Raw genomic sequence first — 21,386 nt, 5'->3', positions numbered from 1 at the left:
GCTAGTGGGCGTCCAGAGCCTTCCGCGCGAGCGCTGCTGCCTCCGCGGCGTCGTCCACCCGCTCTGCGGCAATCGCCCTGCGCTCCTGCACCTCCGGGATGTCCCGTTCGACGTGGCTCGCCGCCACGCGGGTCCGGGTGAGTTCCGCCTCGAGCTCTTCCGCTTTCTCGGCCAGCTCGGCCGCCCGGTCTCGGAGTCCCTGCAGCTCCCTCTCCTGCTTCGCGAGCTCCCGTTCCGCGGCCGTCTGGTCCTTCTCGGCCGCGGCGAGGCGACGTTCGGCTTCTCTCCGCGCGCGCCGCTCCTGCAACTCGTCGGTCGGCCGCTGCGGGGCGGCTTCCCGCGAATCGATGTCGCCGGCCACAGCGTCCCGGATGTCGGTGGCCGACGCCGTGGGTTCGAGCGCCCGCAACAGCCGCCCGGAGGCGACCGCGCTCGCAGCCAGGGGATCGAAGAACGCCGCCGAGATGCTGCGCTCGACGGCTTCCTGCGTCGCGGGTGTGATGCGTTCGCCGCGAGAACCCGCGATCTCGGCCGCCGTCTCCGCGAGCCGGCGCGTGAGTGCGCGACGTTCTCTGCCGAGCTTCGCCAGCGCAGGCGCATCCAGTTCGTCCTGCGCCTCACGAAGCTCGGCCGCCAGCCGCAGCGCCTCCCCCAGCTGGCCGGCCCGCTGCTGCGCGAACACGTTCACGACCCAGGCCGCGATCGAGGGCTTGCGGAGCGCGAGGATGCGGGACGCGAGTTCCGCGTCGTCGACCTCCGAGGCCCGGTCCTTCCGCGACGCGACGAAGGCTTCCGGGGAGCCCGCGTACAGAGCGGCCGCGATCTCCTCGAAGGTGGGGTCGACCATGCACCCACGATACGCCGCACACCTTCTCCAGCGTCGGTTCGCGGCTCGACCTGGACTACTCGATTGCCAGTTGGTCGGCCCAGTCCGCACTGATCAACGATCTGGTGCCGACATTGCCGTTGCCGAGTCCCGGGTAGAAGTAGAGCTGACCGGCGGGGGTGCGAGCGACCAGATCTGCGAGCCCATCGCCGTTGTAGTCGACGCCTCCGGTCAGGGCGGTGAACTCCACCCATCCCGAGCCCACCGCACGCGGCGTACCGAACCTCCCCGGCGACCCAGGATAGAAGTAGAGCGTTCCCAGACCGTCGACCGCCATCAGATCGCCACTCCCGTCGTTGTCGAAGTCGCCGCCGACGAGGAAGTGGTAGGACTGCCATCCGCCACCGACCGTGATGTGCGGGGAACCGAACCTTCCGAATCCGTTGCCACGGTAGATGGTCAGGATGCCGGACGCGGAGACACCGAGGACATCCTGCTTCCCGTCACCCGTGTAGTCGGCTCCGGAGACCACATGCAGCATGCTGTACCAGCCGTTGCCCACGGAGGCGGCTGAAGCGAATCCGCCGGTGCCGTTGCCCGCATAGAACTCGAGGGCGGCATCGGACCGCGCCACGAGGATGTCGGCCTTGCCATCACTATTGAAGTCAGTATGGGTGAGATGCCTGCGGGTATCGCCCCACCCCGCGAACAGGGTCGTCCCCGACGAGAAGCGCCCCGCGCCCGTGCCCGGCCGGAGACGGAGGGCACCGTTTCCGGCGATCTCCAGCAGGTCGGCGTTCCTGTCGCCCGTGTAGTCGGCCGACGCGACACCTGGCGCCTGTCCGGCACCGAGGCCGGGGAAGTACAGGGGAAGCGAGGCACCCCGCACGACGTTCGAGAGGCAGACGAACCCGTTGTTGACCGCGGTGTACACCGCACCTCTGAGCCGCACCTCGAAGTGCAGGTGGTACGCCGGGGAGTTGCCCGTGTTGCCGACGACGCCGATCTGCTGGCCGCGGACCACCCGGGTGCCCGGCGCATACATCCCCGGCGACGCCATGTGCGCATACCTCGTGACGTAGCCGCCGGCATGCTCGACGTCGGTGTAGTTGCCGTAGCCGCTGTTCGCGGTGCGCGATTTGATGACACCGTCGTAGGACGCGACGATGGGCGTGCCGCCGGCTCCGGAGATGTCGATGCCGTCGTGGGCGCGGTAATTGCCCCGACAGCCATCGCCCACCTTCGACTGGATGTTGCCCGAGGCCGGATACACCATCTGGGGTTCGCTGGCGGCGGTCGCGGTCAGATTCGAGGACAGCGATGGTGCCGACGCACCGATCACGAGTGCGAGCACGGTCGCGATCCCGATGCGACCGAGACGCACGCGGGATGGTCGCTTCATCTCGAAGTTCTCTCTTGTTCGGCGGCCCCAGGGACGTGATGCCCTCCGCCGTCACCGTACCAGTGCGGCGGAGGTCTCCCGCGAACGCCACCGAGGAACCGGTGGATCCGCTGCCACCGGCGCCGTCCTGATCAGACCAGGTCGTACTCCCCGCCGTAGGGCGTCCCACCGTCGCCGTCGTCGTGCCCGCCCTCATCGGCCGTCGAGGTCGAGATCACGACCTGTGTGGTGGAGCTGATCAGGACGCTCACCGACCGCTCCCCCGCGACGTCGAACTCGACGAATCCGCCGCCCGAGCGAATGGCCTCTTCGATCCTCCGTCTGAGGTCTGCGACATCCTGGCCCTCCGCCAGGAAGTACTCCGCCTCGTTGAGCGCGATCCGCGTGCGCATGATCGTGTACATCTCGCCTCCGGTCGTCGTCATCTTCTTCCGGTTCGCTGCTGACGCTATGCGACTCGGCTCTTCGTCGAAACGGGGTTGCGCCGCGGGCCGGGAGGAGGCAGGGGGTCACGGATGTGCCGTCGGCCGGAGCTGTGCCCTCCCTCCGAGACCGGCAAAACAGGCTCACAACTTCGCGCCGTCGCAACTAGGCTGGGAGGAGCGCCTCGCCGTCCGGACCTTCCCGGTCATGGCGGCGTGAGCCCAGACGACCTCCTCCTCCGGTCGCACGGTCCCGCACTCCGGGATGGAGCCGCAGCCCGCCGTGTGTCCACGCCAGAAAGGCACGAACCTCATGAGCGATTCTCCCGGAAACGCCGGCCGCGACGACGAGCGCTCGCCGGACTTCTTCGACCAGCTGATCGAGACCACGCCGCGCGACCAGCAGGGCGCCTTCACGGTCGGCTTCCGCGGCTACGACAAGGCCGAGGTCGACTCTGCGCTCGCGGCCCTCCGCAATCAGCTCAAGCAGGCTGCCGCCGATGTCGCCGAGGCACAGGCCCGCGAGGAAGAGGCCGTCGAGACGGTCCGGGAAGAGGAGCGCAAGGCCCGCGAAGCCCTCGAGAGCGAGTTGGCGGCCGCGAACGCCAAGGCCTCCGACGCCGAGCAGCAGGTCGCCACGCTCACCTCCGAGCTCGTCGACACCCCGCAGCCCGACGGCGAAGAGGCCCCGTCGCGTCAGCAGTTCGAGGCGATCCTCCGCGTTGCCGAGGAGCAGGCGAACGTCCTCATCCAGAACGCGGCTGTGCAGGCCGACCGCCTGATGACCTCTGCCCGTGAGGAAGTGACCGCGCAGCGCGCCGAGGCCGAAGCCGACGCTGAGCGCATCAAGGACCAGGCGCAGCGCGACGCAGACCAGGTGCGCTTGAAGATGGACACCGAGTACACGGCGCACGAGGCCCGCATCGAACGCGAAGCCGCACATGCTGCGGAGAAGGTGAACCAGGCCGCACAGGAGGCGACGGCGATCCGCACCGAGGCGGAGAAGGGCGCCGCCGCGTTGCGTTCCCTCGTCACGCGCGAGACGACCCAGCTGCGTGCCGACGCCGAGCGCGACGTCCGCGACATGAACGCCCGAGTGCTGGAGTTCGAGGAGACCCTCACCCGTCGGCAGGACGACGCGCAGCAGGAGTTCCTCGTTCTGCACAACCAGGCCGTGGCGCACGCCGAGCGCATCACCAACGACGCCAACGAGCAGGTCTCGGCGTCGCTCGAACACGCCCAGCGCATCTCGGCGCGGGCGGAGGACTACGAGCGCCTGACCCGTTCGCAGGCGCAGGCCATCGAAGCCGACGCACAGGTCCGTGCTCGCGAGACGCTCGAACGCGCTCGCGCGAAGGCGCAGAAGATCGTCGACTCGGTCACCGGTCACACGACGGCAGTGCTGCACGATGCGGAGGACCGCACGCGTCAGTTGCGGTGGCAGCAGCAGCAGCTCTCGAGCTTCATGGCCGAGGTGCGCGAGCTGATCCGTCCTGACGGCATCTTCTCCGACGACGCGCTGCCGACGGAGATCACCGGAGCGGACGCACCCGGCGCAGCCCCCGCAGAGGCCGTCGCGGACGAGACCCCGGAAGAGACCTTCCTCGGCGATGAGGTCCTCGAGGATGAGCTCGACGACGACAGCCCGCTCGAGAAGATCACGATCGACGTGGTGGAGACGAAGAAGAAGTCCTCCAAGTAGTCACGCAGACGAGAGAGGCGCGAGCAGGGATTCCTGCTCGCGCCTCTCTCGTTCCCGGACTGGTCAGCGCCCGGATGGTGTCTGCGGGCTACGCCCGACCGAACTGCGCCACCGCAGGGCAGTCGAACGGGTCGGCGCCGGCCGCGAGGCCGACCCGGTTGAGGTACTCGATCACGATCAGGTACGAGCGTCCGAGGCTGGTCTCCGTGTACGGCACGTTGTTCGCGGCACAGTAGTCGCGCACGATCTCCCGCGCCTTCGCCAGATGCGGTCGCGGCATGCTCGGGAAGAGGTGGTGCTCCACCTGGTAGTTGAGTCCGCCCATGAGCCAGGTCGTCCACCATCCCCCGCTGATGTTGCGAGAGGTGCGGACCTGCTTGGTGAAGAAGTCGAGACGGGCGGCGGGATCGACGATCGGCATGCCCTTGTGGTTCGGCGCGAAGGCGGCCCCCATGTAGACACCGAACACCGCGAACTGCACGCCCATGAACGCGAACGCCATCCCGAGCGGGAGCATCATGAACACGGGCACGAGGATCAGGGCGAACCGCAGTGCGATGATGCTCAGCTCGGTCCAGCGTCCCTTGACGTTCTTGGTCGTCAGGAGGTACTTCAGTCCGAGGAAGTGGAGGTTCAATCCCTCGAGCGTGAGAAGAGGGAAGAAGAGCCACCCCTGCTTGCGGGTGATCAGCTTGATCAAGCCCTTCGCCTTCGCCGCGTCCTCCTCGAGGAACGAGATGGTGTCGACCTCGATGTCGGGGTCCTTGCCGACCTGGTTCGGGTTGCCGTGGTGTCTGGTGTGCTTCGAGTCCCACCACGAGTAGCTCATGCCGATGCTGGCGATCACGATGCGTGCGAGCTTGAAGTTCGCGGGACCCGTCGTGAGGATCTGGCGGTGCGCGGCCTCGTGTCCGAGGAACGCGATCTGCGTGAGGACGATGCCGAGGCCCGCCGCGATGAGCAACTGGAACCAGCTGTCGCCGAGCAGGATGAAGCCGGTGATGAGGCCGCCGAGAGCGACGGCGATGCCGACGGACACCAAGACGTAGAACCACTGCGTCCGGCCGAGCAGCCCGGTCTCCTTGACCACCTGCGACACCTGCTTGTACGCCTTGGCCATCGGCGGGAAATCCGCATTGCCGGAGTACGTCTGACGAATCGGGCCCAGCGTTGCCGCGGTCGGTTCGATCTGTGTGATGGAGATGATCTTCTCCTGACGTTCGGAGCCCTTGAGCTGTGAAAGCCCAAGGCAGCCGCCCAACGCTTACCTCACAGTAGCCCCCACCGCATACGCGTCAGGGAATACATCGGAACCTCACGACGAGCACCCAGGCGCGGTCAGTTCCGGCGTCTCGCCGCTCGGTCAGGCGCGGGCGCGGCGAGCGCGGCGCCGCCAGGCTCTCGGGAGGAAGGCAGGACCCTGTGGGGTCGGCTCGTGTGCGTCTTCGAGCGCACGGAAGGCCTCGTCGAGCGAGCCGAATGCGCCGAGCTCGGCGCCGTGGTTGTCGCGCACGAGATGGGCGCTGCCGTCGAACTCGACGAAACCGGCGAATTCGCCGGCACGGGTCGCGACGTGGACGTCGTCGTCAGCCTGCTTCCAGGTCAACGGATCGGATGGAGGAAAAGTGGTCGTGCTCATGGTCATGCTCATTGCTGTGTGGCGGACACGCGTGGCGCTCCGCAAGATGTGAGATCGAGGGCGGATTCCGCACGCATCGATGTGCGCGGTCCGTGATGGCCCTGATCAGTGGCGACGTGGCGGCCGAGAGGGGCGATGCACACACGTTGCATGATCAGCATAGCAGACCGTTGCATCACCCTGTGGCGCGCTGGATCAGCGCCGCGGCTCGCGCGAGACCTCGTTGCCGTCTGCCGATACCACCGGCGGCCGAAGGACCAGCACCACGACGACGCCGACGAGGATCAGAGCCGTCAAGGTCACGGGGATCGGAAGCACCGGGTCCAGCAGCACGAGAAGAGCAGCGATCGGGACGACGGTGTTCACCACGCGGTCGGCGTTCTCCCGGATCGCGATCCACCAGATGCCGAGCAGGAAGATCGCGATCGGGATGGTGACGGTGAAGGAGGCCGCGACGTTGGACAGATGGCTCTCCCCCGTCAACACGTCGAGTTCGACCTCGATCCCGGCCGAGAAGGCGGCGGCAGCTGCAAAGACGAAGTAGTGCGTGTAGCCGTATCGCAGTGAGCGCTGGAAGCTGGTGATGGCCCGGTGGTGCGGTGGCCAGAAGTAGATCCACCACAGTGACGCCGTGACGACGAGCGTGAGCACCGAGATCGCGATCAGCGGACCGAGGCTCTCGACCTCCTCGATCGCTTCGATGATGGCGTTCGCGGACGCGAGCAGACTCTCCCCCAACACGATCAGGGTGAAGAGCCCGTAGCGCTCCGTGATGTGGTGAGGATGCCAGGGCGTCTGCTTCCGGTACTCGGCGAACACCGGGATGCCGATCTCGATGAGGGCGAAGACGACGAACGCGGCGATCTGCCAGGGCCCGCTCGGAATCACGAGGAAGAGGATCCACAGCACCTGGACCGCGGCGATGCCGAACGCGTATCGCCGTGTCGCCGAACGCAAGGGACCGGCCGAGCGTGATGCCCGCAGCCACTGCGCCACCATCGCGATGCGCATGACGACGTATCCGAGGACCGTGATCGTGAAGTCACCGTCGGTGAACGCCCGTGGGATGCCCGCCGCGACCACGAGGACACCACCCATCTGAACGAACGTCGTCACGCGATAGAGCCAGTCGTCGGTGTCGAAGGACGTCGCGAACCACGTGAAGTTCATCCAGGCCCACCAGATCGCGAAGAACAACATGGCGTACGAGGTGATGCCGTGCAGGAAGTCGCCATGGCTCAGCACGTGGTGCAGCTGCGCAGATGCGATACTCACCGCGACGACGAACACGAGGTCGAAGAACAGCTCGAGCGTGCTGGCGGTGCGGTGCGGCTGGGCAGGATCGCGCGGCAGCATCGGGCGGAGGTGGAAGCGCGCAGCGGTCGGGTTCGCGGTCACGGCGACAGGATAGCGCCAGGGTTCATCCCCGCGGCGACACTCGATACAATCCATCGCCATAAGCGTCTTCCCCTCACGGGCTCGATCCGCTACAGTGATCAACGTCTGCAGTGCCTGCTGTATGCAACCGCCGTTTAGGGATGGCGAGATGCGCTCCGTGATGTGGGATCACGGTGAACCAGCAGGACCCGAGGGGTCGGGACGCAGATAGATGCCGTGAACGTGGGGTTCACGGTTTGGGGAATCTGGGGAATCAAATGACGCACTGGGGAATGTTGCGTACATTCACGGCTCATGGGGCCTCGGCATGACTTCCGTCGAGGATGCCCTGAGCATCACTCGCACGGGCTTCGTGCCGGTGGCGGCTCCGCGAGCCACCAAGTCGGTGACGCGCACGGTGGTCACACCGCGCGCATCGGCGACCTTGGAACGACGTCGTCAGTGGGAGCGCGGCTATCGGATGCGCCTGCGGATCACGGATGCGGCTGTCATCCTGTTCGCGGTCGGTCTGACGGCGGCGGTCCAGCTGATCACCGACGTCTGGGCCGCCGAAGCGCTGCGTAACGCGGCGTTTCTCGGTCTGGCCTGGTATCTGATGCTGTCGGCCCTCAACACCCGGGCGGCCGCCATCTTCGGATCCGGGGCCATCGAGTACCGCCGCGTGGCACACGCCGGCGGTCTCGCCTTCGGTATCGCCGCGATCGCGGGCATCCTCCTGGAGTGGGAAGGACTGCAGCCGCTGTTCTTCGCCGCGCTCCCGGTCGGGATGCTCGGGCTTCTCGTCGCACGCTGGACCTGGCGCCGCTGGCTGCAGCAGCAGCGCTTGAGGGGACAGTACGCGTCGCGGACCCTGGTCGTCGGTGCCACCGGAGACGTCGAGTACGTGATCAAGTCTCTTCAGAAGGGTGAAGAGAACGGCTACCACGTCGTGGGGACGACGCTGCTGGATCGCAACGCCGGCGCGCTCGCCGTCGGGGAGAGCATCTACCCGGTCGTGGGCAATCTCAACACCGTCGCCGCAGCGGCGACGCAACTCGGGGCGGACACCATCATCGTGGCGAGCCGCCCCGAGGGTGAGCCCGACTTCATCAAGCAGCTCAGCTGGGAACTCGAGGGAACCGCTGCCGAGTTGGTGCTCTCGAGCCGCCTGACGGACGTCGCGGGGCCCCGTGTCTCGCTTCGCCAGGTCGATGGCCTGCCGCTGATCCAGGTGAAGATCCCGACCTATGAAGGCGGCGTCCACGTGCTCAAGCGAGCTCTCGACATCGCCGTCGCGACGGTCGCATTGATCCCGATCGCCGTGATCACGCCGCTATTGGCTCTGCTCGTCAAGCTGGACTCACCTGGCCCGGTGTTCTTCTTCCAGGAGCGCGTCGGTCGCGACGGACGCACGTTCAAGATGGTCAAGTTCCGTTCGATGAAGACCGACGCCGAGCAGCAGCTCGCCGCTCTCAAGGAGCAGAACGACGGCGCCGGCCTCCTCTTCAAGATGAAGGACGACCCGCGTGTCACTCGAGTGGGCAAGGTTCTGCGCAAGCTGTCGCTCGACGAGCTGCCCCAGTTCTGGAATGTCCTGACCGGCGACATGAGCGTCGTCGGGCCGCGTCCGCCGCTGCAGAGCGAAGTCACGGCCTACGACGGAACCGTGTTCCGTCGCCTCTACATCAAGCCCGGCATCACCGGCCTGTGGCAGGTGTCCGGACGCAGCGACCTGTCCTGGGACGAGAGCGTGCGCCTCGACCTGCACTACGTCGAGAACTGGTCGGTCATGAATGACCTGCAGATCATGTGGCGCACTGCCAAGGTCATGGTCCAGCCGAACGGAGCCTACTGATGGACACCACGGAACAGGTCGAGACGCCGGAGACGTCACCACGTCGACGCACGCGCTGGATCGCGGTCGCGGTTGCTTCGGCTCTCGCTCTCGTGGCCGGCGGCGTCGGAGTGGCTCTCGTCGTGAACAACGGGGCGACTCCACAGGCCGCCTCGACGTACACCCCCGTTGACGACGGCGACGCTGACGATGATGCGTCCGAAGAGCCGCTCACCACGATCCCCGCAATCGTTACCGGGCCGCTGAGTGACGATGAGAAAGCTGAAGTCGATCGCGCCACAGCCGCAGCGGACGCCGTTGTCGCCGCGCTGGACGAAGTCGCACAGCGCGGCGACGGTTCCGCCGTCGGAGTCGAAGCGGTCGCCACCGGTTGGGTCCTCGGCGAGGTGCAGTCGCACGCTCGTGAACAATTCGATCTCGGCTACAAACAGACCGGCGACGCCAGAGTGACCTCGGTCACACCGACTGCGGTCGATCTGGCTGCCAGCCCCGCCACCATCATGTTGAAGGTCTGCGTCGACGTCTCGGATATCGACGTGACCGATGCGGCAGGAAACTCTCTCAAGGACTCGCTGTACAACCCGGGCCGGCCCGTGGCCCACCTCTATGGGGCTGTCTTCGAAGACAAAACCTGGAAGATCTCGTCCCATGAAATCCCGGATGTCCAGGACTGCGACGCAGCCTGACCCGTTGGACCCGACACTCGAAGAAGGATTCCCGATGAACATCAAAGCAAAGGCGCGGGGGACGAACCCCGCCCGGGTAGCCGCAGGCGCGATCGTCGCCGCGGCCGCCCTCGTGGGTTCGTTGCTCACGCCGCTCGCCGCCGCATCGGCAACTGCTCCGCTCCCCGACGGCCTGTCACAGGAGACTGCCGCCGCCTCGTGCTGGGAGATCAAGCAGAACTATCCCCAATCCACCGACGGCGTGTACTGGCTGGTCACGCCCACCCTCGTCGCCCCGGAGGAGTTCTACTGCGACCAGACGACGTCCGGTGGCGGATGGGTGCTCATCGGGCGCGGTCGCGAAGGGTGGAAAGAGGGATACAACGGGCTGCGCACCGCCGCACAGATCCGCAACACCCCCACAGGAACCGACGCTTTCCAGCCCGCGCAGCTCCCCGCAGCGACCGTGGACGGTCTCCTCGACGGTGGTCGCGTCGATGCGTTGAGCGACGGAATCCGTTTGCGTCGAGCCACGAACACGGCAGGAACGGGCTGGCAAGAAGCGCGGTTCACCTTCACCCAGCGCGACCGCTGGGTGTGGACCTTCGGCGCCGAGCACCGCGTGAAGAACTACTCCTTCGATGGCGCGAACGGCACCGGCGGACAGACCAACAATTTCGGCAACAACAACCAACTGCGCCGCGTCGTCTTCAGCGAGCAGTCGTCGCACAACTACCTCAACGGCTGGGCATACGGATCCAGCCAGGGCGGAAGCACGTCGGAGACTTCCTACCTCTGGGCTCCGTCGGGACAGTCGTACGCGCGTCCCTTCACCCAGGTCTTCCTGCGGCCACAGCTCAAGGTCGCCGACCTCGACTTCGGCACCATTCCGGCAACGGGAAGCCCTGCGACCACGGTGGCTGCGATTCCTGAAAGCAACGCGATGACCACCGTGTGGGGCGTCTCCGGCTTCGCCAACGGGAGTAGCGGCGAGCTCAACACCGAGGTGGCCGAGTTCGGCGAGGTCGACGGCAAAGTCTTCGTCGGCGGTAACTTCCGCTACGTTCAGCGGAACGAAGGCGGCTCCGGGCAAGTCGAGCAGCCGTACATCGCCGCATTCGATGTCAACACCGGCGAGTGGGTCTCGTCCTTCCGACCGCAGCTCAACGGACAGGTGAAGGCGATCGTCGGTCTCCCCGACGGACGCGTCGCCATCGGAGGCCAGTTCTCCACAGTCAACGGCACTCCGCAGGCTGGAATCGCGATCCTCGACCCGAGCACAGGGCAACTCTCCGGATGGCAGGTAGCGGCAGAACACCGGGCGACCGGAAGCGTGCCGTACATCCGCGACCTCGATGTACAGGACGACTTCCTCTACGTCGCCGGATCGCTCACTCATCTGAGTGCGGTCGGATCCACCACGAGCGCGAGCACCTGGAACGGTGGCCGGATCAGCCTGACCACCGGGCGCCCCGACACGAACTGGAACGCCTTCCTCAACGGCACCTCGATCGCTGTGGATGCCTCCGACCAGGGAGACCGTACCTACTTCTCCGGCTATTTCAAGATGAAGCAGACGACCTCGACGCCCAGCGCGGCCGCCATCCAGACAGGAGCCGGCGCACCGCTGGTCGACCCGCTCTGGGTTCCCAAGTTCAGCAAGGCTTCGATCGACGCCTCGGGCAACTACTCCGGCAACATCTGGCAGCTCGGCGTGACAGAGGCCGGCGGCAAGGTGTGGCTCGGCGGTTCTGAGCACTCGCTCTTCTCCTACGATCGAAACACCTTCGAGCGCGTCGGTGGCTCGATCACCAAGGCCGGCGGCGACTTCCAGACGGTCGAGCACAACGCTTCGCTCGTCATCGGCGGATGCCACTGCGGCCACTGGGTCTACCAGGACGCCTACGAGTGGAGCAACGTCGGCACGGGGTGGACGCAGGCCGACAAGATGAACCTCATGGGCGCGTGGGACGCGCAGACTGGCAAGTTCGTCAAGGAGTGGTCGCCCGTCGTGCAGGCGCGTGCTGGATACGGCGCGTGGGGCACCTTCTTCGACAGCACCGGCGTCCTTTGGGCCGGAGGCGACTTCAGGCGATCCGTCAGGGCCGGCGAAGTCAACCAATGGTCCGGCGGGTACATCCGGTTCGCTCCCAAGGACACGACCGCGCCGACGACGCCGGGGCCGATCACCGCGACTCCGGGGAACGGCGGCAGCGAGGCGACGCTGACCTGGGCGGCGTCCACCGACGCGGGTGGCGTCTCGTATGAGATCCTCCGTGACAACCGGGTGATCGCATCGACCACGACGACGACATACACGGTGCCGATCACCGAGACGCCGACGAACTACTTCGTTCGGGCTCTGGATAGCGGTGGAAACCGTTCTGCGAGCACCGCGGCCTTCGTCGCCGAGCCCGCTCCGGAGAGCGCACTCACGTTCATCGAGAACGGCGCGACCTGGTCCTGGCGATACACCACGGACGCGTTGCCTACCGATTGGAACAGCACGGACTTCGACGACACGGCCTGGAATGTCGGCGACGGCTTCTTCGCCCGCGGCGTAGCCTCGGCGACCACGGACATCGACCCGACCAACCTCGCGCCGAAACCTCTCAGCGCACAGTTCCGCAACGAGTTCCAGGTCACGAACGCGCTGAGCGTCGTCGACGGCAAGATCTCGGTGATCGCGAATGACGGAGTCGTGCTGTATCTCAACGGCGTCGAACTGGGCCGGGAGCGGATGCCTGCAGGCACTCTCACGCAGAACTCGTACGCGACGGGCGTGATCTCGCACACCGGGGCGGCGGCGAACCGCGTCACCTTCGACGTGCCACAGGGCATCCTCGTGGACGGCACCAACGTCCTCGCTGCCTCCGTGCACGCCAACTACCGATCGACTGCTGACATCAGCTTCGATCTCGCCTTCACCGCAGAGCGTGGGGAAGCACCGACGGCTCCGAACACTGTGACCGGGCTCTCGGGCACGAGCACGTTCGACACGGCCACCCTCACCTGGACCGCTCCCACGAGCGGGACGACCCCTCTGTCCTATGTGATCAGCCGGGACGGCGAGCAGGTGGGTACGACGGACGCGGCCACGACGACGTTCACGGAGAGCGGTTTGGCCGCATCTACCGAGTACGAGTACAGCGTCGTCGCCGTCGGAGTCGGCGACCTCACCTCTGCACCGGCTGTCACACAGGTGACGACCGCTGCACCGCCGGCGGACGACGAGGTGCCGGTCACGATCTCGAGCGGCTCCACCTGGTCGTGGCGCTACTCAACGGATCCTCTGGCTGCCGATTGGAACGCCACCGGCTTCGACGCGTCCGCCTGGAACTCCGGCGCGGCTGTCCTCGCACGGGGCGTTGCCAGCGCAGCGACGAACATCGATCCGACGAACCTCTCCACCAAGCCGCTCAGCGCCCAGTTCCGCCACGCCTTCACTGTGACGGATCCGTCAACGGTGCAAGACGGTACCGTTACCGTGACGGCGGATGACGGGGTGGTCGTCTACCTCAATGGCGTCGAGCTGGGGCGCGCGAACCTCGGAGCCGGAACGCTCACGCAGAACTCGTACGCGACCGCTGTACCGCGAGCGAGTACTGCCGCGGCCAACCCGGTCACCTTCTCGGTGCCAGCGAACCTGCTCGTCGAGGGAGACAACGTGATCGCGGCCTCGGTCCACGCGAACTACCGCGCGACGCCCGATCTGAGCTTCGACCTCGCATTGAGTATGCTTCGCGGATGAGCCGGCTCTCCTACACCGAAGCACGCCGAGCGCTCGCCTCCGCCCAGAAAGCGGGGGCGGGCGTTCCCGCGTACCTCCGATGGGTCAATCGCCCTCTGGGCGGAAAAGCAGCGGTCGTGGGAGCGACGTGGGGCGCCACCCCGAACGGCGTCACCGCACTCTCCGCCGTGATCGGACTGGCGGGCGTGGGGGTGCTGGCCGCGGTCACAGATTGGTGGGCCGGCCCCCTCGCCGCTGTGCTTCTTCTCGTCGGATACGTTCTCGACTCCGCAGACGGTCAGCTCGCGCGTATCCAAGGGCGTGGCGGCCCCGCAGGTGAATGGCTGGACCATGTCGTGGACGGCGTACGCGCACCCCTGGTGCACATCTCCGTCGCGATCCACCTGCTGCGGACGGATGCCACCCCTTGGCTCATCCTCTGCGCCGGGCTCTTCTCCGTCCTCGTGTCCGGGTGGTTCCTCTCTCAACTCCTCGCCGAGAAGCTCCTCCCGAAACCGGTGCCTTCCTCCGACGACGGCCGCCGTGGCATCCTGGAATCCTTCATCAAGCAGCCGCAGGATCCCTCCACGACGTATGTGGTCGTGGCATTCGTCGGACTGCCGATGGTCTTCACCGTGCTCTATGCGGCGTTGTTCGCCTGGCACATACTGATCTTCGCGGGCTCACTCCGCCGCAAGTATTCACAGCTCACCGCACTCTGACCCCGGACGAACCTCGCATGGCTTCACTCATCGCCTCCCCGAGTCGATCGCTCATCGCGGCGACGGGCCAAGACGCGAGCCTCGAAGTCGAGCCGAGGGTCCTGCCCGCCTGGCCCGTCCTCACGGTCCTCTGGGGCTACCCGCTGTTCTGGTTGGTGGGGATGCTCCCCTTCGCCTCCGTCATCATGGCGATCCCGATGCTCGCACTGCTGATCATGCGAAGGCGCATCCTGATCGTGCCGGGAATCCTCCCCTGGATCGGCTTCGTGCTGTGGATGATCCCGTCCGCCCTGATGATCGACCAACTCGGACGAGGCGTCGGACTCGGGGTGCGGTTCAGTCAGTTCCTCGCGCTGGCCATCATCATGGTCTACATCGTCAACGCTCGGACGTCGCTGCCTCCGAAGCGGATCTTCAACGGGCTCACCTTCATCTGGATGTTCGTGATCGTCGGCGGCTACCTGGGGATGTTCTTCCCCGAAGTGCAGCTCACGATGACGATCGGACGATTGCTGCCCGACGCGATCTCGAGCAACGACTACGTGTCGGAGCTGGTGTTCCCCACGCTGGCCGAGATCCAGACGCCGTGGGGTGCCGAAGAACCGTTCGTCCGTCCTTCCGCACCGTTCTCCTACACCAACGGCTGGGGCGCTGCGATGGCGGTGCTCACGCCGATCGCCATCGGGACGGCGATCGGACACCGCACCGCCCGCGCGATGTGGGTGCTCGTCATCGCGTTGGTCGCTGCGATCCCCCCTGCGATCGCCACCACGAACCGTGGGCTCTTCCTCGGTATCGCCGGCGCCGTCGCCTACGTGCTCTTCTGCCTCCTGATCCGGGGTCGCCTGCTCGCGTTCTTCTGGGTGACCATGCTGGGCCTCGCCGGTGCCGTCATCCTCTTCCTCTCCGGCTTCCTCGACGGCATCGTCGCACGGCAGGAGACGGTCGACACGACCGAAGGCCGCGGCAATCTCTATGCGGAGACGTGGGAGAGGACTCTCCAATCCCCTGTGATCGGGTGGGGTGCGCCAAGGCCCAGCACGTGGAGCGAGATCTACGTGGGCACTCAGGGGGCGATCTGGAACGCCATGTTCTGCTTCGGCCTCGTGGGCCTCTTCCTGTTCCTCGGCATGATCGTCCTGGGTGCGGTTCGTACGTTCGACGCCCCCAATCTCTCCGCCGTCTGGATCCATGCGAGCGTCGTCGTCACCGTCTTCTTGTCGATCTTCTATGGACTCGACCGTCAGCTCGTCTTCGTCGGGATCGCGCTCGCGGTGCTTCTGCGAGAGAAGTACTTGGGCAACTCGTCGTACTGGACGCCTCAGCCGACTCCGTTCGCTAGAGCCAAGAATGAGGAGTGAGGGTCTCGCGCGGAGCGGAGTGATCAGTCTCTTCGGTTCCGCCTTCGCGGCGCTCGCCGCGCTTCTCCTCACGGCAATCGTAGGAAACACGCTCGGCGCCAGCGGTACCGGCCTGTTCTTCCAGGCGATGGGTATCTTCACGATCCTCACCCAGGTTCTGAGGCTCGGCACGAACAGCGGCATCGTCCGGTTCATCTCGGAGCAGCGAGCCTTCGACCGTGTCGGCGCCGAATGGCGGATCGTCCTCTTCGCCGCCGTTCCCGTCGCGATCGTTTCCGGCCTCGTCTCCCTGGCGGTGTGGTTCTTCGCCGACGCGCTCGGCGCCTGGCTTGCTGCGCCGACGGAGGCCGATACGCTCGCCGATCTCCTTCGTGCGATGGTTCCGTACATCGTCATGGGTGCACTCATCGGTGTCCTTCAGATCGCCGCACGTATGCTCCGCGGCGTCACCGCCTTCACCCTGCTGCAGAGTGTCCTCCTCCCGGCGAGCCGCCTGCTCACAGTGCTTCTCGCCGTCTCCCTCGCCGGAGTGGCGGCATGGGGCGCGTTCGAGGCGTGGCTGTGGCCCTTGCCGGTCTGGCTCGTCATCACCGTGATCGTCGTGGCGACGCCGTTGATCCGTGATTTCCGCCGGCGAGCGGAGAGTCCGCCGACGGGGCGGCCGTCACTCGCGTCCTTCTGGCGCTTCAACGCGCCGCGCTCGGTGAGTTCGGGGCTCGAGACGGCCCTGGAGTGGTCGGATGTGCTGATCATCGCGGCGGTGGCTTCTCCGGCCGCAGCCGGCGTCTACGCCGTCATCACTCGGGCGGTGCGAGCGGGCGGCGTCGTGGACAAGGCAATGCGTGTTGCCGTGTCTCCCACGATCTCGGCGCTGCTCGCTCGCGAGAACTACAGTGAGTCGACGCGACTGCACACCTCGGTCGTGCGCGCGATGATCCTGATGAACTGGCCGTTCTACATGCTCCTCATCGCCATGGGACCCGCCGTGCTCGACATCTTCGGTGACGAGTTCCGCTCGGGCTGGGGACCGATGATCCTGCTATCACTCGCGATGATGTTCCAGACTGCGTGCGGGATGCTGCAGAGCATCCTGCTCCAAGGCGGGAAGAGCACATGGCAGATGTACAACAAGAGCATCGCCCTGGCATTGAGCATCACAGGAAACCTGGCGCTCGTTCCCCTGATGGGCATCTGGGGTGCGGCAGTGACGTGGGTGTTGGTGGTCGTCGCGGACAACATGATCGCCGCCGTACAGGTGCACCGTGGAATGCATGTCGACCTTCAGCCGAGGAAGCTCGTCGGAGCCATGATCCCGCCCGTCGTCATCTTCGGCGGCGGCGGTCTGCTCTTCACCTGGTGGGGCGGCTCGAGTCTTCTCATCCTGCTACTTGCCGGCGTCGTGCTCTGCCTGATCTATGGCGTGGTTCTCTGGCTTCTTCGACGCCTCCTGCACATCGAGTCGCTCTGGCGCCGAATACCATTCGTCGGCCGCTGGGCGTGATGCGCGAGACGGACTCGATCAGCCGCGAAGCTTCGCCGAGAGGATGGCGGCACCGCTGCGCAAGGATCGCGGGATGAACGCGTACCAGGGCGCTCGTCGGATCGGGCGCTCGAGCAACGTGCGCACCGCATCGGCGCCGGGGGTCGCGATGGTCCCTGACGCAGGGATCTCGCCAGACAGAGACTGGTCGAGGAGGGTCGCGAGCTCGGACGCCGTGAGCGCCCGACGGATGATGCCGAGGTCAGCCATCTCAGCGCTGAAGACAAGCTGATGGTCATCGACCACCTCGCCTCCTCCGGGCACGCGGGGCACGACGATCGGAACGATACCGAGTGCCCGCATGTCCATCACGCCGCCTGCACCCCCTTGGAGCACGACGGCGTCCGCGTGGCGGCATAGGTCCAACAGCTCCGAGTACGGAAGGATCTCGACATTCTCCGCACCCGCGACGGGCACTGACGGCCCGTGCTGCATGACGACGCGCGCATCTGGGTTCTTTCGAAGCCACTCCTCCACCCAGGCAGACAAACGGTCGAACGGCAGATGGTAGGTGCCTGCGGAGACGACGATCAGCGCGGCGCTCACAGCACGACCCCCACGTTTCGTGAGCCAGGGTAGAACTGGCGCATCTGCTCCCACTGCACGAGGAACTCATCGGCGAACGGGTATACGAGCCGACCGCTCAATCCCGGCGACGTGATTCGGTCCACGGGTTCGAGATACACCGTCCTGGCGCCGAAGAGCCGAGCCTGCGTGAAGAACGGAAGCGCGATCGCGGCGCCTGTGGAGAAGACGATGTCGGGGCGTTCTGCCGCCAGGACCCGACGCGCCAGCGCGAAGTTCTTCAACAGGTTCGGCAGATTGCGGACCGTCGGGTAGTGGATCTCGTACACCTTCTCCTCGGCGAGCCGTGAGCGCGCGTCCTCGACGGGGAACGTCGCCCACGACCTCTCGTGCTCTCCCCACCACTCGCGCAGCGCGAGAGCCTGAGTGAGATGCCCACCCGACGAACAGGCGATGAGGACCTTCATGCGATCAGATCCCTCGTCCGAGCTTTTGGACGATCTTCGTGATCGTTTGAGGTGTGACGAGCTTCCAGGAGATCGCGACCGCGAGCACCGCCTTCACCTGCTTGGGGTTGTGGCGGAGCGCCTTGCGCGCCCACGCCCTGGCACCGCGTGCATCTCCGCTCGCAGCGAGCGCAAACGCGACCTGCGCCTCTATCCGGCCGAGCGCGGCGGGGATCGAGGCGAAGTCCGGATGCTTGCGCAACAGGTATTGCAACGCCTCCGCGTATGAGGCCCACTGCCCGAAGTAGTACGACTGCCCCTTCCACAGAACGCGCACGAGCGGTTCGTTGACCACGCTCACGAGGCCGAGCGAGGACGCGCGCAGGAGGATGTCGTAGTCTTCCCCGTAGCTGCGCGGGAGGTCCTCGTCGATGAGACCGAGCTCACCCAAGAGCAGTTCTCGGCGGAACATCAGACTCGAGGAATGCAGACCCGGGTTGCGATTGCGCAGGAAAGCCTCATGCGAGAGCTCTTCATCGGGAACGAGACGCACGTGAGTGCTCTCCCCGTCGTCGATGATCATGGCCGTCCCGACGACGATCGCCTCCGGTTTCTCCTCGAAGCGGCGGAGTTGGGCGTCGAGCTTTCCCGACAACCACTCGTCGTCATCATCGAGGAAAGCCACGAGGCGACCCTCGGCCGCGTCGATGCCGGAGTTTCGAGCACCAGCCAGGCCTCGGCTGCGTGAGTTGGCGATTCCCCGGACGATCCAGCCTTCCGGGATCTCGAGTTCCGGAACCTCGATGGGGCAGGCGTCGAAGACGATGATGACTTCCCCGCCTACCGAGGTCTTCTGCGCCAGCACGCTCTCGACGGCGAGCTTCATCAGCTCGGGTCTATTGTGTGTCGGCACGACGACAGAAACTTCACGCAGCATGCGCACTCCCCTTATGTGACGCATCCGACCCACGTCGGACGTGATCGGAATCCCCAGATGTTCGGCAGGCCCCATCCCGCCGAGAAGTCCCCACTGACATCAGCGCGGCCTTCGGGTTAGTATATCGAATGGAGCGCCCGTGGGAAGGGGCTCCATTCGAGGGGAAAATCTGGGGAAGGGGATTTTGTCGTGCCAGAAGAAGCTGTCACACGACGCATTCGCGTCGGAGTCGTGGGAGTCGGCAAGATGGGCTTGTCTCATCTCGCGATCGTTCGCGCACTGAAGAACGTCGAGCTCGTGGGGGTCGTTGACGCAACGGACTACCTCCTCGACATCTTGAACAAATACACGGGAGCGGCAACGTACTCGTCGCTCGACAAGATGCTCGACGAGGCGAAGCCGGAAGCGATCTTGATCGCGACACCGACCGGTTCACACGCGGCCCTGGTCCGCAGCGCCCTCGAGCAGGGTGTGCATGTCTTCTGCGAGAAGCCGCTGACCCTCACCGCTGTCGAGTCGGCGGAACTCACCGCTCTCGCCGCCACGAAGGGGCTCGTCGCTCAGGTCGGCTATCACAACCGCTTCATCGCGACGTTCCAGGAGGTCAAGCGCCTTCTCGATCTGAATGCGATCGGCAACGTCACTCATGTGCTCGCGGAGGCGTACGGCCCCGTGGTGCTCAAGCCCAAGGGCTCGACCTGGCGGAGCAAGCGCACGACAGGCGGCGGGTGTCTGTACGACTACGCCGCCCATCCTCTCGATCTCGTGCACTGGTACCTGGGGACGCCGCAAGGAGTGCGCGGCTCCGTGCTGAACAGCATCTTCTCTGCAGACACCGATGATGAGGTCTACTCAACGCTCGACTACGCGGACGGACTCAGCGTGCAGCTCTCGGTCAACTGGTCCGATGAGTCGTATCGGAAGATGTCCACGTCTATGACGGTCACCGGCTCGCAGGGACGCATCGTCGCCGACCGGCAAGAGATCCGCGTGTACCTGCGCGACGGTGCGGCTATCCCGGAGGGCTATCGGGCCGGGTGGAACATCCTGTACACGACCGACCTGACCGAGCAGGTCTCTTTCTATCTCCGCGGTGAGGAGTACAGCGCTCAGCTCGAGGCCTTCGTCGCGGCGGTCGCTGCAGGAGAAAAGGAAGCCCGACAGAACAGCTTCGCCAGTGCCTCCGAGACCGATCGAGTGATCGAGTGGATCCTGCAGGATGCCGCGACAGGAACCGCGACCGGGGCGGCACCGATCGCGATCACCACAGCACCTGCGCAGAAACGCGGGTTGTTCGGACGGGGGAAGAGAGCATGAGCGAGATCACGACCACGGGCATGGATCGTCTCCTGCTCGGCGACAACCAGTTCTTCGGCATCAATCACATGTCCGAAGAAAAGGCGCGCGCGCAGGCGATCCGATTCCAGGACACCCAGGCGATCATCGATGTCATCGACATCGCGTACGATAACGGCATCCGGACGCTCATGTGCACCACGCACGAGCGCATCGCAGAGGTCTGCGACCACGTGCGCGCGAATCCCGAGCGCTACGCCGACTATCGGTTCTACCCGTGCATGCCTTACGCGCACAAGTACGCCAACGCCGTCACCGATCACGGGATGTTGGGCGCGCTGAAGCAGTTCCTCCCCGAAGAAGGACTACTGAACGCGGCTCTGCGAGGAGGCAAGTCTTTCGTCAAGAAAGACATCGAAGGCATCATCACTCTGCTCGTGGATGCCGAGATGAAGATGTTCCAGGGGCTCAACACCCCTGTGATCTTCCTCCAGAACGTCGTCGTCGACCTCATGCTCGGACTCGGGTTCGACGAGGCCTTCGTCATCTTCGACCGGCACGTCCGCGAACGTTACGGCGCCGAGCCGGCCTACATCACCATGAATCTGCCGATGCTGCTCGACACACTCGATCGTGTCGGTATCGAGAACCCGATCGTGTGCGCGAACATCAACGAGATCGGGTTCCGCATGTCCGGGGGCATCGAGGCGTACGAGGCTGCCCTGCGCGAGCGGCCCTTCCGCCCGGTCGCCATGTCGGTGTTCGCTTCGGGAGCGATCCCGCCGCGCCGCGCCCTCGAGTGGATCCATGATCACGCGAACGTCGAGGCGATCGTTTTCGGGGCATCGTCGCGGGCGTCGATCACGAGCACGACCGAAATTGTCAGGGACCTTTGGGGAAAGGAACCCGTACACTAGGCCGAAACACGTCAACAGGATGCA

The 21,386-nt window shown here is 65.7% G+C and carries 18 protein-coding genes; 9 read left to right on the top strand and 9 right to left on the bottom strand.

From position 1 onward, the window contains the following. Position 1: 1 nt before the first annotated feature. The 3 genes from FGL91_RS07580 to FGL91_RS07570 form a co-directional block, all read right to left on the bottom strand. The gene (locus FGL91_RS07580) at positions 2-847 is read right to left on the bottom strand and encodes a transposase (protein ID WP_153243526.1); all 846 of its coding nucleotides are present in this window, start codon (positions 845-847) and stop codon (positions 2-4) included. Between the two features lie 55 nt (positions 848-902). Further along, positions 903-2,228, bottom strand: coding sequence for a peptidoglycan DD-metalloendopeptidase family protein (locus FGL91_RS07575; protein WP_131492959.1), 1,326 nt, complete (start codon positions 2,226-2,228; stop codon positions 903-905). Between the two features lie 131 nt (positions 2,229-2,359). Beyond that, complete coding sequence (locus FGL91_RS07570) at positions 2,360-2,653, bottom strand: hypothetical protein (RefSeq protein WP_227991969.1); 294 nt, start codon at positions 2,651-2,653, stop codon at positions 2,360-2,362. 310 nt (positions 2,654-2,963) lie between these two features. Here FGL91_RS07570 and FGL91_RS07565 point away from each other — a divergent pair, with 310 nt between their 5' ends. Next, positions 2,964-4,352 (top strand): cell division initiation protein, encoded by a 1,389-nt coding sequence (locus tag FGL91_RS07565; RefSeq protein WP_134352922.1) that lies wholly within the window; start codon positions 2,964-2,966, stop codon positions 4,350-4,352. A gap of 88 nt (positions 4,353-4,440) precedes the next feature. On the opposite strand, the gene FGL91_RS07560 is transcribed toward FGL91_RS07565, so the two are convergent. The 3 genes from FGL91_RS07560 to FGL91_RS07550 all read right to left on the bottom strand — a co-directional run bounded on the left by FGL91_RS07560 (position 4,441) and on the right by FGL91_RS07550 (position 7,347). Next, complete coding sequence (locus tag FGL91_RS07560; protein WP_194239343.1) at positions 4,441-5,613, bottom strand: fatty acid desaturase family protein; 1,173 nt, start codon at positions 5,611-5,613, stop codon at positions 4,441-4,443. Positions 5,614-5,715: 102 nt separating this feature from the next. Beyond that, on the bottom strand, positions 5,716-5,991 hold the full coding sequence (locus tag FGL91_RS07555; RefSeq protein ID WP_134352921.1) for a hypothetical protein: 276 nt from the start codon (positions 5,989-5,991) through the stop codon (positions 5,716-5,718). Positions 5,992-6,186: 195 nt separating this feature from the next. Beyond that, a complete protein-coding gene (locus tag FGL91_RS07550; RefSeq protein ID WP_131493021.1) occupies positions 6,187-7,347 on the bottom strand; it encodes a low temperature requirement protein A in 1,161 nt (386 codons plus the stop codon). A gap of 349 nt (positions 7,348-7,696) precedes the next feature. On the opposite strand from FGL91_RS07550, the gene FGL91_RS07545 reads away from it, so the two are divergent. The 6 genes from FGL91_RS07545 to FGL91_RS07525 all read left to right on the top strand — a co-directional run bounded on the left by FGL91_RS07545 (position 7,697) and on the right by FGL91_RS07525 (position 17,202). Continuing rightward, positions 7,697-9,223, top strand: a complete 1,527-nt coding sequence (locus FGL91_RS07545) for a sugar transferase (protein ID WP_153243525.1) — start codon at positions 7,697-7,699, stop codon at positions 9,221-9,223. A gap of 110 nt (positions 9,224-9,333) precedes the next feature. Beyond that, positions 9,334-9,909: a hypothetical protein gene (locus FGL91_RS07540; protein WP_153243524.1), complete on the top strand. Its 576-nt coding sequence runs from the start codon at positions 9,334-9,336 to the stop codon at positions 9,907-9,909. Positions 9,910-9,943: 34 nt separating this feature from the next. Beyond that, entirely contained in the window at positions 9,944-13,639 is a 3,696-nt protein-coding gene (locus FGL91_RS07535) for a fibronectin type III domain-containing protein (protein WP_153243523.1), read from the top strand. After that, positions 13,636-14,340, top strand: coding sequence for a CDP-alcohol phosphatidyltransferase family protein (locus FGL91_RS07530; protein ID WP_153243522.1), 705 nt, complete (start codon positions 13,636-13,638; stop codon positions 14,338-14,340). The genes FGL91_RS07535 and FGL91_RS07530 overlap by 4 nt, the downstream gene beginning before the upstream one ends. A gap of 17 nt (positions 14,341-14,357) precedes the next feature. Continuing rightward, the gene (locus FGL91_RS18905) at positions 14,358-15,701 is read left to right on the top strand and encodes an O-antigen ligase family protein (protein WP_194239342.1); all 1,344 of its coding nucleotides are present in this window, start codon (positions 14,358-14,360) and stop codon (positions 15,699-15,701) included. Between the two features lie 19 nt (positions 15,702-15,720). Then, complete coding sequence (locus tag FGL91_RS07525) at positions 15,721-17,202, top strand: lipopolysaccharide biosynthesis protein (RefSeq protein WP_194239341.1); 1,482 nt, start codon at positions 15,721-15,723, stop codon at positions 17,200-17,202. 18 nt (positions 17,203-17,220) lie between these two features. On the opposite strand, the gene FGL91_RS07520 is transcribed toward FGL91_RS07525, so the two are convergent. The 3 genes from FGL91_RS07520 to FGL91_RS07510 are packed head-to-tail and all read right to left on the bottom strand — an operon-like array spanning position 17,221 to position 19,149. Then, positions 17,221-17,787: a glycosyltransferase gene (locus FGL91_RS07520; RefSeq protein ID WP_153243520.1), complete on the bottom strand. Its 567-nt coding sequence runs from the start codon at positions 17,785-17,787 to the stop codon at positions 17,221-17,223. Beyond that, a complete protein-coding gene (gene pssD / locus FGL91_RS07515; RefSeq protein ID WP_153243519.1) occupies positions 17,784-18,233 on the bottom strand; it encodes a PssD/Cps14F family polysaccharide biosynthesis glycosyltransferase in 450 nt (149 codons plus the stop codon). Before pssD ends, FGL91_RS07520 begins: the two co-directional genes overlap by 4 nt. Positions 18,234-18,237: 4 nt before the next feature. Beyond that, positions 18,238-19,149, bottom strand: a complete 912-nt coding sequence (locus tag FGL91_RS07510) for a glycosyltransferase (RefSeq protein ID WP_194239340.1) — start codon at positions 19,147-19,149, stop codon at positions 18,238-18,240. Positions 19,150-19,338: 189 nt separating this feature from the next. On the opposite strand from FGL91_RS07510, the gene FGL91_RS07505 reads away from it, so the two are divergent. Together FGL91_RS07505 and FGL91_RS07500 are read left to right on the top strand one after the other, a co-directional pair. Then, complete coding sequence (locus FGL91_RS07505) at positions 19,339-20,466, top strand: Gfo/Idh/MocA family protein (protein ID WP_227991966.1); 1,128 nt, start codon at positions 19,339-19,341, stop codon at positions 20,464-20,466. Beyond that, positions 20,463-21,362: a hypothetical protein gene (locus tag FGL91_RS07500; protein ID WP_227991965.1), complete on the top strand. Its 900-nt coding sequence runs from the start codon at positions 20,463-20,465 to the stop codon at positions 21,360-21,362. The genes FGL91_RS07505 and FGL91_RS07500 overlap by 4 nt, the downstream gene beginning before the upstream one ends. Positions 21,363-21,386: the final 24 nt, after the last annotated feature.

The sequence above is a fragment of the Microbacterium sp. CBA3102 genome (genome assembly GCF_007954505.1).
Lineage (GTDB): Bacteria > Actinomycetota > Actinomycetes > Actinomycetales > Microbacteriaceae > Microbacterium > Microbacterium aurugineum.
Note: the sequence above shows the minus strand (reverse complement) of the source record. Positions and strands in the feature narration are given on the sequence as shown.